We start from the raw sequence: 12,679 nt of genomic DNA, 5'->3' as shown, positions 1-12,679 counted from the left end.
ACTAACCGTTCATCTTTGTAACGTCTTTATGTACCGTTGATTTTGAAATGCCAAACTGTTTTGCTGTCTGTCTTACTGTCGCATTATTATCAATTATGTAGTTGGCTATTTCTACTGCCCTTTCTTCTATATAGCCTTTCAAAAGGATATCCCCCTATTGTACTTGTTTCTATAATTGTATGCATGACTGCTGCAAATTATATCCTGTTCCTTTGCATGAAAGACAGGAAAAAGGAGCTGCTTTTGGCAGCCCCCATAAATATGTAAATATTACCTCCTGTTTTTATTTTCAATTGGTGGAACCATCCACCTCCGGAGAATCCTTCCCTTCGATTTTTACCACAACCTTATTAGGCAGACAAATTATACTTTCTCCCGTCTTGCTGATCTTTCTGGATTTTACGCATATTTTATCAGGACAGCTTGCTTCTGTAACATCCGCATAACCATCCTTTATCACAAGATGATTTGTTCCGCCCTTTACTCCTTGTATGTCAACCGAAATATCTTTATTTAAAGGATATTCCTTATATACCGCTCCGTCTATCGTTACCACTACCATATTCCCGTCCTTTTGTGTTATCTTAAAAATCAGCAGGCTGGCAAGCGCTATAAAGAGAATAATAAGCAATAAAATGATATCCTTCTTTTTCACATAAGTGTTCTTATCCAAAATGCAGCTCCTTATCCATATACTTTTGTAATTATTATTGCATAGCAGAGTTTTATTATACCTTGGCAATCCGTTTTATGCAAGAATAGAAGTGCCGCTTAATTTCTTGTATTTCCTTCTTGTAGCCAGTCCGCCTCTTATGTGCCGTTGCGCTTTGTTTAACATAAGTACTTCATTTACCTCAGAATAAAGCTGCTTATTAATACATGGCAGTCTGTCCTGTAAATCTTTATGTACGGTTGATTTACTGATACCATACCGTATAGCAGTCTCCCGTACCGTGGCTTTTTTCTCAATGGTATAATTGGCTAGCTCAATAATTCTCTCTTCCATATAAGGATGCATACCAGGGCCCCCAAGCGTGTTTTTTCTAATATATGCCTGTTTGTCCTCTTATATGCCAGAAGAAAAGTCCGTTAGAAGCCTTCTGTACGCCTTAATTTACGAAGCTTGCTCCGCTTTATTGCTCCGTCCCATTCTGCTTTTTGCACTTCGGTTTCCAGCTGAAGCTTTGGTACCCCCACCGGCCTGCCGTCCTTATCTATTGCTACATATACGAGATATGCCCGGTTTATGGGTTTCCTCATTCCTGAAAGCTCTTCCAGATAGGTATCCACCCTTACCTCCATGGAGGTATTTCCCACGAAGGTTATTCTGCCTGTCAGCACAATCGTATCATTAATAAAAGCCCCCGCCTTAAATTGAAGATTGTCTATGGCTGCCGTAGTAATATCACATTCCGCATGACGTTTTGCTGTAATTCCTCCCACAATATCAATCCATTCCATGAGCTGTCCTCCAAAGAGCCGGCCGCTTCCGTTAATGTGGGCGGGCATTAGAAGGTGAACCTGCTCTGTCATAGATTCTTCCACTGTTTTTATTTCCTTCATATATAATCCCCTTTCAGATAATTTTTCTTTTGTTTTTGCTGCTAATTGTCCTTCTCTTTAACAGTATCCAACCCTTTCTCTTTTGTCAAGGAGAGTTAAATTTTTTAGAGTAATGAAAGCATAAAAGGCCTGCAGTATCTTTAAATGGCATATCCTTTAACCATGCCTTTAAAAATACCGCAGACCTTTTTATTCTTTTATATAAGCTATTTTATTTATTCAGAAAACAACGGTGTGGATAAATATCTCTCGCCGGTATCAGGAAGCAGTGCAACAATCGTCTTCCCTGCATTTTCAGGGCGTTTTGCAACCTGAATGGCTGCCCATGCTGCCGCACCGGAAGAAATACCCACTAAGAGTCCTTCGGTCTTGGCAATCTGCCTGCCTGTAGCAAATGCATCTTCATTATCAACGGTTATGATTTCATCATAAACCTCTGTGTTTAATGTCTTAGGTACGAAGCCTGCACCGATTCCCTGTATCTTATGAGGTCCGGGAGTTCCTTTGGATAATACCGGAGATGCACTGGGCTCTACTGCTATTATCTTAATATCCGGATTCTGGCTCTTTAAAAATTCACCAACACCTGTGATTGTTCCACCGGTGCCGACACCTGCTATAAAAATATCAACCTTTCCGTCCGTATCTTCCCAAATTTCAGGTCCTGTGGTTTCTCTGTGAACTTTAGGATTGGCACTGTTAACAAACTGACCGGGGATAAAAGAATCGGGAGTTTCTTTTGCCAGCTCTTCTGCCTTTGCAATCGCTCCGTTCATACCCTTAGGTCCTTCTGTCAATACAAGCTCTGCTCCATAAGCCTTTAAGAGATTCCTTCTTTCAATGCTCATCGTCTCAGGCATTGTCAGTATTATCTTATAGCCTCTGGCTGCTGCTACAGATGCTAAGCCAATTCCTGTGTTTCCGCTGGTCGGTTCAATGATGGTCGCACCGGGTTTTAAGATTCCTCTTTCTTCTGCATCATCAATCATAGCCTTGGCAATTCTATCCTTTACACTTCCGGCAGGATTAAAATATTCCAGTTTACCTAGTATCTTTGCCTTTACCTCATTTGCTTCGTTAAACTGAACAAGCTCCAGCAACGGGGTTCTTCCGATTAAATCTGTAAGATTCTTTGCGATTTTTCCCATAACTTATTCTCCTTACCTTTTTATTATTTATTATTGTTTTTTTGTTGTCTAATTATAATCTAGCACAGGTATTTTTGTTTGTCAATGATTATTTTATTTTTCATATATGATTAGTATGAATTAAGAGATTGTAAGAAAGAGTCTGGCTTTTTATCTTATAGGACGTAATTTCCTATGAGATAAAAAAATAACTGCTTTTCGCAGTTTAAATCTTTTGTATCTTACTTTACTTCCTCAATCGTAATAGACTTCACGCCAGATTACCAGCGTAAGTTTTCCCTGAATTGCCGGTGTGTATTGACCCTTTTCTTCTGTTCGAAGAAGCGGTAACCGAAAGGAATAATCTGCCATCAACTCAAGCTTCCCCACTGTCTCTCCCTTCTTCTTTCCAAAATCCTTAAGTCTTAGCTCCGGAGGCAAACTGCTTAGTTTAAGCTTGTCCTCTAACACCTTTCCCTCCTTGCAATTTTCTTTCCGCCCCATCTCAAGCAGAATTTCCTGTGAGGCTTTTTCTGCCCTTAGCACCTGATATTCTGCTTCTACACCGTTTATAGCTTTCGGCAGCAATTCTCTGAACTTTTCCGGTGATTTCACCTCATAATTTCCAACCCCTAATACTTCCTTTTCTGTGACAAGGCGCCAGTAAACGGGGTATTTGGATAATTCTAAGTCCACCTTACAAGGCTCTTTTTCTTCCAGTGTTTTACTGCTATTCCCGGATGGGACTTTCAGGTGAAAGATTATGGACAACTTCTCCCCCTTTAAGAATTCTATAAGAGGAATTTCCTCTGTGCCATCTATCGTAAGTTCTCCCTCTTCCCTTCCAAAATAAGCTGACAATTTTTCCTCTCCAAAACGGATTACCGGTTCTTCCCCCTTCGTTTCAAAAGACATGCTATCTGCCTTCCCGGTTCCGGCATGGGCAATTACTCTTCTATTCATAGAAAGCGCCCCGAAAGAAAGGAAAAAAATGCTGATAAAGAGGAAAGAGAAGCTGATAATACAGCGCTTATATCCTGCCATATTCCCTCCCTTTACAATTCCATAGAAAGTGAAAATTGTTTTATGATTTTCACGTTACATTTCATTATAAAGAAAGGTTTCCTATATTACAAGAAGAATGCCTTATAACCGTTCGACAGTTCTTCCTATATAATAAGAAGAGTCTCTTCAAATCTTTTTTTCTGTCAATAGCCCAACATTTCTTTATCTAATACTACAGTAAACGGCCCATCATTTAACAGGTCTATCTTCATATCTGCTCCAAATTCACCGGACTCCACACGCCCGTACTTCTCTTTGCAGCTTTTAAGAAAGTATTCATACAGCTCCTTTGCTTCTTTCGGTCCCGCAGCATTTAAGAAGTTCGGACGGTTTCCCTTTCTGCAATCCGCATAAAGCGTAAATTGGGATATGGCCATGATATCTCCGTTAATATCATTTAAGGACAGATTCGTCTTCCCTTCTTCGTCATCAAATATCCTAAGCTTTAATATTTTATCCAGATATTTATCTACGGTTTCTCTGGTATCTTCCTTTCCTATCCCGATTAACAGTAAAAATCCTCTGTTTATACTGCCCTTTATTTTTTCCTCTATCGTAACAGAGGCATGCTTTACCCTTTGTATTACAACTTTCATACTAACCTCTTTCCTGAATATCCAACCTTCGATTGGATATTCGTTAATTGGTAGTTGAAAAAACAGCTTTTTGTTTTTTCAACCTAGCTCCCATTGCATTCCGCATCTGCTTGCAGATGTGGCACTGCCATCAATCAGAGTGTGAATTATGTTTTTCAATAATTCACACCAACCTCCATGTTTCTTACATTTTCCTTAATATCCTCAAAAGAATCTTTGAAGATTATTGTTATCTTGTCCCTCCTATGCTATAATTCGTGTATTGTATCTATACCCTAATTGAATAAATAATCGGAGGCCTTTGATTGAAAAAATTAATTCATAAATATAAACATGCCTGGGTTTTGTCCTACTTCATCGTCTATATGGTGTGGTTTTATTATCTGGAAAGGACTGTTACGCGAAATTACCATGTCATCCATATAAAGCTGGATGACATAATTCCGTTTAACGAATGGTTTTTGATTCCTTACATGCTATGGTTCTTATACATTTTTGCCACCGTGTCTTATTTCTTCCTGACTTCAAGAAGTGATTTCTACAAAGTCACAGCCTTTTTATTCATTGGTATGACCATATGCCTTATCATTTACACAATATGGCCCAATGGACAAGACCTAAGGCCCAATCTGAACGACCTCGGAAGAGACAATATCTTAATCCGTATTATTGCAATTCTTTATTCAACGGATACGGCCACCAATGTCTGCCCCAGTATCCACGTACTAAATTCCATTGGGGCTGCTATTGCTATCAATAAGAGTGAAGTCTTAAAAAAGAAAAAGTGGCTGACCGCAGGCGCCAACATACTGACCGTATTAATATGTATGTCCACGGTATTTTTAAAACAGCATTCTGCATTTGATGTGATTATGGGGGCTCTGCTTGCCTTGGTTATGTACCTTGTAGTTTATGTCTGGGTAACCGGTAAGCACACAGCAAAAGCGAAGGAAAAAGAAATCTTGAACTTATCTTAAAAATCTATGGGTCAGCATTAGCTGAACCCATAGATTTTTTTTGATATTCTATATCCCATCTCTACGATTTTTCTTCCGGTTCTTCCTGGCAGTGTCATGGATCTTCCCAATACTTTGTTATGAATCTTTTTATAGAGCTTCTTATTACTTTGCTCTAAGTACTCCCAAAGTTCCTTCTTCTTTGCAAGGCTCTCGGTTGTATTCTCCTTAATAAGAAATACAGAAGAAATCGTCATCATCATAGTCAGATATTTTATCATGTAATTTTTAAGTTTCCGGTTCTTAATTGCCATGATATCCTTATAGTCAATCATTATCTTTGTAATACGTATCTGCTGGTCAATCCTCTTTATCATATTCTTTTCATTTACTGACTGGTCGTCACGCCCAATAAAATAGCGGTAAAGGTTTACATCCAGATAATACATGGTTCTGACATAAGGAAGGGGCTGGTATACAAAGATATTGTCCACATAGAAGGTATGGCTTGGAAGTCTTAATCCACAATCCTTTAACAGCTTTGTCCGGTAAATGGCTGCATGCATGATGATATGCTGGCTTTGTTTAAAATACATAATGTCATTCCAGGTAAATACCTTGTCCTGCGGAAGGGCTGTTTTATAATCCATTACCTTATGTTTATTAAGGCTTGGTTTTTCATATACGTAGTTAGCAATAAAAAGGTCCACCGTTTTGCCGTCAGCCACCAGGCTTCTAAGGGTCGAAAGAGCCTTCTCAAGCGCAGCTTCATTTACCCAGTCGTCGCTGTCCACTACCTTAAAATACAGTCCGGTAGCAGCTGCAAGTCCTGTATTTACAGCCTCGCCGTGTCCTCCGTTCTCCTGATGAATAAACTTGATAATATCCGGGTAACGTTTTGCATAGTCATTTGCTATGGCAGCTGTATTATCACTTGAGCCGTCATCTACTATGATAATTTCCATTTCATCCTTCCCGGTTAAAAGAGTCTTGATGGCGTGTTCCATATATTCCTGTGAATTATAGCATGGTATCGCAACACTTAATAACTTCATAACTTTGTGGCGTCCTTTCTTTTCATTGATTTCTTCCAGCTAAAAAGTCTGTCTCTTTATTTTCTCAAAATTTGGTATATCTATACTTATTATATAGAGTTTTTTTAAAACATCAATCCTGTAAATAGGTAAAAAACCTGTTTTCGGCCTTTTCAAACATTTCTCCGGCATCTTTTAGACCTATCTTCATTGTTTTTCCAAGGTCCGGGTCAATCACAGTAATATTGTACATATCGCATCCCACAATCAGAACTGCCTGGTTCTTGCTCTTCATCCCTATTACCGGCTGGTTCTTATTCAGGTAATACAGCACCTGGTCCAAAGCCGCATCCGAGATATTAAGATAGGACTCCCCGAACTTTTCTTTTAACATTGCCGTAAGAGAATCTCCCTTCGGGTTTGTGTCCTCATATCCCTTTTTGTAGCTGCTTAACATTGCCACACATGCCCGTAAGCTGTCGCCGTATTCATAGATCGGTTTGATCCCTGACAGACTTATCTGCGAACTTCTTACAACTCTCTCCCATACAATCTGCTGTTTGTCACCTACAACAATTCCTGCAAGATTGTAAGCCTCATTAATTGCTTCTCCTGCCCTGTCATAGGCACCTGCACTCTCCCCTCCTGCATAAACAATAAAAGGAGGCAGTGTCAGTACAGAATCCTTTAATCTTAGAGTAGTATCCTTTGTAATAATCGTATTCTTTGTCTTTGATAAGGCAGGCAGCTCCGTCATGGTATAGCCTCCCGGGAGAGCGATATAGGATTCTGTCAGTGTCTTTTCTGTTACCCTCTGAGTGATACCGAATGCCTTATAGCTTCCGGTTACACGGTTTAGGATATAATCATCATCCGCTTCCTCATAATCTCCGCCGCCATCTTTCTTTTGCCTGTTTAAAGTTATGATATTACCCTGGGCCGATGCTCCGGTTATATAATATCCGCTTTTTTTGTATTCCTTTAGTATGTTCTTGTCCTTATCCGCAATCTCAACTTTATATAAAAGGGTTAAAAGAGTTCCATCCGTTGCAGTTGTATAGTTATCTTTTTTTCCATATCCATAAATGAGATTATCGTCAATCTTTCCCAAAAGATTGATGATTTCGCCTTCCGGTGCCTTAAGGCTGTCCTTCATGCCGCTTTCCAAATCCAGTACTTCTATTTCTGTAACATCCTTTTTATCCCGGGCGTTTTCCCATGCAATATAATGCTTGTTCACATCAACGATATAGTTATCCTTTTTTACATCTTCTGCAATAGCACTCAGATTATCCGTTATAAGATTATAAGAATATATTTTGTTATTCAGGATAAAGTAAAATACCTGTTTGTTATTCACATAGCTAAAGCCGTCCAGTTCCTCTTTGAGCAGTTGGTAAGTTATGTTCATAGGAATATACAAAAGCTCTTCGATACGGTTTTCGTTGCTGTAGAAGCGGTAGAATATCATACCTACACAGCCTTCATAGGCTCCTCTGTTCATATAGCCATAGACCATGAAGTCTACATTGCCGTCATCATCCATCTTCAATATCTGAATATCATGTTCTCCGTAAATATCCCTTATATAATCGGTATCACTTTCTCTAAAAGAAAATACTCTTGTCATTTTATTTTCCGTCAGATTGTAGTACCACAACTCACCCATTCTGGCAAAGGCAATCTTGACTTTCTTACTGTCCGTTACATAATCAATATCCTGATCTGATGTAATTCCAAGCTTAAATTCGCTTTTTGCCAGGCTGGTAAGCTCTACATCAAAATAGGATTCCATTGTCCTGTTGTAATTTAACAGGTACATCCTGGTGCTGGTATATCTGACCCGGTAGAATTCTTTTACACGGTATAATTCTTCCCCGGATTCCGTTTTTGCCTTTACGGTATAGCCTAATGTAACGGAAGCTGTATCCGAATCAATCTCATCAATTGTTGGGATAACCGGTCCTACAACTTTCGGGTTTAAATTCCCCCAGCTTATAAGTTCAAAGCTGGAATGGATATCCACATGTGCCAAAGAGGTGCTGTCCGCACTGCTTTCAGGCTCCAAATAGGCAATAATACCGGTGGCTTTCTTCTTATCCATAATAGAGTCGTGAAAATCTGTTATGAAATCAAGCTTTTCCGCCAGGTAAGAATTTTCCACTTTCTTTACAAGTGTATAGAAATTTATCTTTCTGCTCTTACTGGTTACAAGGGTGAGCTTAACGGAATATTCCTTCCCCCCTGTAAGGTCAGTTTTCAGCTTGATATGAGCCGTTTTATAATCTTCTTCCTTTTCCAATGCATTTATAGTATCCGTATCCAAAAGACTGTTATTCTTTGTATCTCTTAATTCATAAATAACACGCTTTACATCATTTTCTTTCCCGTCAATTACCACATCAAAGCTTTGATCAGAGCCCAGAGGCGTTACAGCTTCTCTTACAAGACTGGCATCCAGATTGTTGCTGTAGCCGTGGAGCAGATTATACTCCTTCCCCCCCTGTCTTATCATAACAACGGGAAAAGAAGCTTTTCCCATAGAAACTGTACCCTGAGTTTGATTTACTTCCTCTTCAATATCCTTAGAGAAATAGTAAAGCGCTCCGCTGAATATAAATATAAGAATAATTATCCGGTAAATGTGCTTTAGCATATATCCACTTCCTCACTATCCTGCTGTGGCAGATGATTACGAAATAATTCATATAGTTTGGGGCTGACCTGAAGAAATTCCATCAGACGGTCGATTTCTTCCAGTTTTTTTGCTATCTGCCTGTTACCCGTCTTACCGTCTGTATCGGAATCATTTCTTTTTACACCGCGAATCAATATATTCTTTGGTGTATGTTCCATATCAATAAACTCAAGGATCTGCGTCTTATAGCCTGCTGCTTCTAAAAGTTCGGCTCTTAGCCCATCCGTTGCCAGGGCTGCTATTCTTTCCTTTATCAGTCCGTATTGCAGAATGGGATTTAATATCTCATTGTTTATTTGTTTATTTAACTCATGCTGGCAGCAAGGCACCGACAGAATCACCTGTGCTCCCCACTTTATGGCCTTGTACAAGGCATAATCCGTTGCAGTATCGCAGGCATGAAGGGTCACAACCATATCTACACTGTTTATTCCTTCATAATCCGCTATATCACCTGTCAAAAAGTTAAGCCTATCATAACCGTATTTCTGTGCCAGTGCATTGCAATTAGCAATTACTTCTTTTTTTAAATCCAAGCCTATGATACGGACGGAATATCCTTTAACGGTCTTCAGATAATAATACATGGCAAAGGTCAGGTAAGATTTCCCGCATCCAAAATCAAGAACGGTAAGTTCCTTGTCCTTCTTTAGGGCAGGCAGTACATCTTCCACAAACTCCAGAAACCGGTTTATCTGCCTGAACTTATCATATTTATCCTTTACGATCTTCCCTTCCTTTGTGATAACTCCAAGGTCAAACAGAAAAGGAACGAAAGTTCCCTCCTGTATAATATATACCTTTTCGCGGTTATGGGCAGTGCTCTTTTGCAGCTCTGCCTTCTCTTCCCCAGCCTTTTGCTGTTTTACCTTCAAGGTTTCTTTTCCCTTGCTGCTGACTAAGAGAGTCACCTGGCTTTTTCCGGTTCTTAAAAGAAGCTGCTTCATCTCTTTCCCCATCCATTGGTCTAAAAGCCCTATCAGGGTATCTTTATCCACGTTCTTATGAAATACCTGATTGTTTCTATATTCACAGACCTGGTATAATTCCTTTCCCTTTATGGTAACCGGCCGGACTGTAATCTTGTTTATATCCTTTCCCTTTACGGGATTGCTGATTATCATATCTATAAAATCTATATTTAAATTTTCTCCTATAATGGATAAATTATTGCCTTCCATCTTAGATTATAACCTCTTTCTATCATTCTTTTGCCAAAACCATTGTATCATAACAGATAAAATATTCCTACTATTTTTATTCTTAAGGTGAACGATGGGAACACATCTGCATATATTAGTTATAAAATGATATTGCATCTTAAAGGAGGATCTAATGAAATATTCTCGTCCGGAATATTCACCTTCCAACAATCCTTACAATAAGTCCGGTATTCCTAATTACACTACTCACTCTGCCAATCATTCCACCGAGAGCAAACCAGCTTTTGTGGATTCTATTTATGCAGATCTTCTGGGGACAAAGTCACCTATGAATCTTAGTTTTACCGGAATTTCTCCGTCGGATTTTGATAGAAAGGTAACTTCCTTTCAGGATACCTTCACCACTCCAACACCCCCTGGCCCCGTTTCTCCAGTCCCAGGCACACCAAGTCAGACCTTCCCTACGGTCCCCGCTACTCTTCCTACCGGAACAGTTCCGGTGATACCCCAAAGACCCAGTTCACCAAGGCCGACCCCTCCGGGCACCTCACCAATCCAGTCCACTTTACCCAGAACTACTGCTCCCGGTATGCCCCCGGGCCTTCTTACGCAGCCTACCATGCCGATTTCCCCTACCAGGCCGACACAGCCTGCTACACCGGGCACAGGTACGGTTCCGCCAAGGGCTACCATGCCTGCAATTCCAATGGCACCTACAAGGCCCATGACACCTACAATTCCAACAATGCCTATGAGCCCCACTTCGCCCACAATTCCAACAATGCCTGTAAGGCCCACTACACCGGCTGCTCCCGGAAGCTCCTCGCCAACGGCTCCCACTGTTCCGGGATTTACAACACCTACAATGCCAACAACACCCTTTGACCAATTAAACTCTACCATGCCAACGGCTCCGCTAACTACTCCTACAAGCCCTATTTTTACACTTCCTTCGCTTCCAACCATTCCTTCTATCCCCGATATCCCTTCCGTACCGGGAGATACCACTATACCTAGTACCCCGGGAAATCCCATTTCCACCTTGCCGAATCCCTCAAGCTCTTTCCCTGGCACCATACTCCCGACTGTTCCGCAAACACCTGGATTTATGCCCCGAGTGCAGAACTATTCTGACAGTGAAGCAAATCATAGGCCAGAATACGATTACGGTTATCCACAGGGGTACATGGCTAACAACATCTATATGACTGATATGTCTCCATACCATGTTCCCCTTGCCGTTCCCATGATGCCTTTATACGGTTACGACAACTGTGAGGATGCTGCAAAGGATTTTGACTACATGAAGCAATTGTATCCTAAGAAGGTAAAGATGATGCTCTCTCTGGTTGAAGAAGAATGTGATAAGCTGGAATATGACGGTAGTTTTATGTTTGACGAATACCCTGATAGGGTTTATTTAGGAAAGCTTGCCGATAAAATCTATCATAGCCTTGAGTTTGTCAAAGAGTCCAGCATTTCCGATAACTCCGACTGGATGAAAGATATGACAGAAATACTTTTGTACAATGAAATGCTTGAACGCCGGAAACGTTACAGAGGCAGAAAACGTTGGTTTTAAATAATTAAAAGTAAGAAAAACCGTTGTTTCACATCTTAACTCCTTCCAAAAAAGGCAGCTAAGACGTGAACAGCGGCTTAATATCCTCCGTTTATTACCGGTGTTCCAAGATAAACAACGGTATTATCGGTATCCTTATCATATTGTATTGCAATGTGAATATTTATTTTAGTACCCATGGAAGTTATATATTCCTTTAAAAGGCCGCTATAGGCATAAACAGTGAAAAGTTCTTCTTCCCTGTTTGCATACGCCACTTTTCCTCCCAGGCTTTCTATCATATCATCTGCAATCTTATTCATATCCTTCAAGGTCAGATGCCCTTTATAAGTACTGGAAAGCTGCATGGTCGTCTGTATATTTTCTGCCTTCAGCTCCTTTAACGCCTTTTCCAGTATCTTACGGTATTCCAGCAGGCTTTCTGTATTTTCATAAAGTTTCAGCCTGATCAGAATATAATGATGCAAATCCTTTGCGCTATCTTTTCCCTGTTGTGCCAGGGTAACCACTTTAATTGAGGTATAGGCATTTTTGCCTGTTTTTTCAACTACAACTTCCGTTTCCTGCCCATTGTCTGATACAGTGGGTGGCTCTTCCATCTTAAGTCCTATGCTGTCCGCCAGATAGTATACAAGGTTTTCCTCCGCCTCGTCAGTCAAATAGCCTTTTCCATAGCTTGCACACATCTCCAGTTCAAAGGCAGATACATTAGTATTTGTGCTTACAAAAGCCTGCAAAAGGTTTGTTTTTGGAAGCAGCAGATGGTTTACCCCCACCTGTACAATAACCGCCATCCACAACACACCAAGAATATAAAGCCAAGCCTTCTGTTTCCGGTTAAATAAAGTTTTTCCTAACTGCCTGTAAATACCTTGCTTTATTCTCATAAAACACC

Annotated in this window: 13 protein-coding genes and 1 pseudogene; 2 read left to right on the top strand and 12 right to left on the bottom strand. The window is 40.2% G+C overall.

The features are described 5' to 3' along the window. Nucleotides 1-16 precede the first annotated feature (16 nt). From BUF11_RS11495 to dtd, 7 genes and pseudogenes are all read right to left on the bottom strand, one after another. Nucleotides 17-142, bottom strand: a pseudogene (locus BUF11_RS11495) (sporulation transcriptional regulator SpoIIID); the annotation flags it as partial. 147 nt (nt 143-289) lie between these two features. Continuing rightward, a complete protein-coding gene (locus BUF11_RS11490) occupies nt 290-673 on the bottom strand; it encodes a NusG domain II-containing protein (protein ID WP_242952363.1) in 384 nt (127 codons plus the stop codon). A 75-nt stretch (nt 674-748) separates the two neighbouring features. Beyond that, nucleotides 749-1,018, bottom strand: coding sequence for a sporulation transcriptional regulator SpoIIID (spoIIID, locus tag BUF11_RS11485; protein WP_073588993.1), 270 nt, complete (start codon nt 1,016-1,018; stop codon nt 749-751). Nucleotides 1,019-1,089: 71 nt separating this feature from the next. Beyond that, nucleotides 1,090-1,563, bottom strand: coding sequence for an acyl-CoA thioesterase (locus BUF11_RS11480; protein WP_073588992.1), 474 nt, complete (start codon nt 1,561-1,563; stop codon nt 1,090-1,092). A gap of 215 nt (nt 1,564-1,778) precedes the next feature. After that, nucleotides 1,779-2,711: a cysteine synthase A gene (gene cysK / locus BUF11_RS11475; protein ID WP_073588991.1), complete on the bottom strand. Its 933-nt coding sequence runs from the start codon at nt 2,709-2,711 to the stop codon at nt 1,779-1,781. Nucleotides 2,712-2,945: 234 nt separating this feature from the next. After that, nucleotides 2,946-3,734: a hypothetical protein gene (locus BUF11_RS11470; RefSeq protein WP_073588990.1), complete on the bottom strand. Its 789-nt coding sequence runs from the start codon at nt 3,732-3,734 to the stop codon at nt 2,946-2,948. 164 nt (nt 3,735-3,898) lie between these two features. After that, nucleotides 3,899-4,351, bottom strand: coding sequence for a D-aminoacyl-tRNA deacylase (gene dtd / locus BUF11_RS11465; protein ID WP_073588989.1), 453 nt, complete (start codon nt 4,349-4,351; stop codon nt 3,899-3,901). Between the two features lie 305 nt (nt 4,352-4,656). Here dtd and BUF11_RS11460 point away from each other — a divergent pair, with 305 nt between their 5' ends. Continuing rightward, nucleotides 4,657-5,328 carry a phosphatase PAP2 family protein gene (locus tag BUF11_RS11460; protein WP_073588988.1) on the top strand — a complete coding sequence of 224 codons (672 nt, stop codon included), beginning with the start codon at nt 4,657-4,659 and terminating at the stop codon, nt 5,326-5,328. Between the two features lie 17 nt (nt 5,329-5,345). Here the strand turns inward: BUF11_RS11460 and BUF11_RS11455 are convergent, their stop codons facing one another. From BUF11_RS11455 to BUF11_RS11440, 4 genes are all read right to left on the bottom strand, one after another. Continuing rightward, nucleotides 5,346-6,362: a glycosyltransferase family 2 protein gene (locus BUF11_RS11455; RefSeq protein WP_073588987.1), complete on the bottom strand. Its 1,017-nt coding sequence runs from the start codon at nt 6,360-6,362 to the stop codon at nt 5,346-5,348. Between the two features lie 112 nt (nt 6,363-6,474). Further along, complete coding sequence (locus BUF11_RS11450; RefSeq protein ID WP_073588986.1) at nt 6,475-8,997, bottom strand: hypothetical protein; 2,523 nt, start codon at nt 8,995-8,997, stop codon at nt 6,475-6,477. Next, a complete protein-coding gene (locus BUF11_RS11445) occupies nt 8,991-10,220 on the bottom strand; it encodes a class I SAM-dependent methyltransferase (protein WP_073588985.1) in 1,230 nt (409 codons plus the stop codon). Before BUF11_RS11445 ends, BUF11_RS11450 begins: the two co-directional genes overlap by 7 nt. Nucleotides 10,221-10,652: 432 nt before the next feature. Further along, complete coding sequence (locus BUF11_RS11440; protein WP_073588984.1) at nt 10,653-11,279, bottom strand: hypothetical protein; 627 nt, start codon at nt 11,277-11,279, stop codon at nt 10,653-10,655. 109 nt (nt 11,280-11,388) lie between these two features. Between BUF11_RS11440 and BUF11_RS11435 the strand changes: the two genes are divergently transcribed. Then, complete coding sequence (locus tag BUF11_RS11435) at nt 11,389-11,784, top strand: hypothetical protein (RefSeq protein WP_073588983.1); 396 nt, start codon at nt 11,389-11,391, stop codon at nt 11,782-11,784. Between the two features lie 77 nt (nt 11,785-11,861). On the opposite strand, the gene BUF11_RS11430 is transcribed toward BUF11_RS11435, so the two are convergent. After that, entirely contained in the window at nt 11,862-12,671 is an 810-nt protein-coding gene (locus tag BUF11_RS11430; protein ID WP_073588982.1) for a YwmB family TATA-box binding protein, read from the bottom strand. Between the last annotated feature and the right edge of the window lie 8 nt (nt 12,672-12,679).

This window comes from Anaerocolumna xylanovorans DSM 12503, assembly GCF_900143645.1.
In the GTDB taxonomy this organism is placed as follows: domain Bacteria; phylum Bacillota; class Clostridia; order Lachnospirales; family Lachnospiraceae; genus Anaerocolumna; species Anaerocolumna xylanovorans.
The sequence above is the reverse complement of the archived record's forward strand: the minus strand, read 5'-3'. Positions and strand labels throughout refer to the sequence as shown.

What these genes read in the sequence shown, in the direction of transcription:
- spoIIID (WP_073588993.1), bottom strand. Translation starts at nt 1,018, where the DNA reads ATGCATCCTTATATGGAAGAGAGAATTATTGAGCTAGCCAATTATACC.
- BUF11_RS11480 (WP_073588992.1), bottom strand. Translation starts at nt 1,563, where the DNA reads ATGAAGGAAATAAAAACAGTGGAAGAATCTATGACAGAGCAGGTTCAC.
- cysK (WP_073588991.1), bottom strand. Translation starts at nt 2,711, where the DNA reads ATGGGAAAAATCGCAAAGAATCTTACAGATTTAATCGGAAGAACCCCG.
- BUF11_RS11470 (WP_073588990.1), bottom strand. Translation starts at nt 3,734, where the DNA reads ATGGCAGGATATAAGCGCTGTATTATCAGCTTCTCTTTCCTCTTTATC.
- dtd (WP_073588989.1), bottom strand. Translation starts at nt 4,351, where the DNA reads ATGAAAGTTGTAATACAAAGGGTAAAGCATGCCTCTGTTACGATAGAG.
- BUF11_RS11455 (WP_073588987.1), bottom strand. Translation starts at nt 6,362, where the DNA reads ATGAAGTTATTAAGTGTTGCGATACCATGCTATAATTCACAGGAATAT.
- BUF11_RS11450 (WP_073588986.1), bottom strand. Translation starts at nt 8,997, where the DNA reads ATGCTAAAGCACATTTACCGGATAATTATTCTTATATTTATATTCAGC.
- BUF11_RS11445 (WP_073588985.1), bottom strand. Translation starts at nt 10,220, where the DNA reads ATGGAAGGCAATAATTTATCCATTATAGGAGAAAATTTAAATATAGAT.
- BUF11_RS11440 (WP_073588984.1), bottom strand. Translation starts at nt 11,279, where the DNA reads ATGGTGCCAGGGAAAGAGCTTGAGGGATTCGGCAAGGTGGAAATGGGA.
- BUF11_RS11435 (WP_073588983.1), top strand. Translation starts at nt 11,389, where the DNA reads ATGGCTAACAACATCTATATGACTGATATGTCTCCATACCATGTTCCC.
- BUF11_RS11430 (WP_073588982.1), bottom strand. Translation starts at nt 12,671, where the DNA reads ATGAGAATAAAGCAAGGTATTTACAGGCAGTTAGGAAAAACTTTATTT.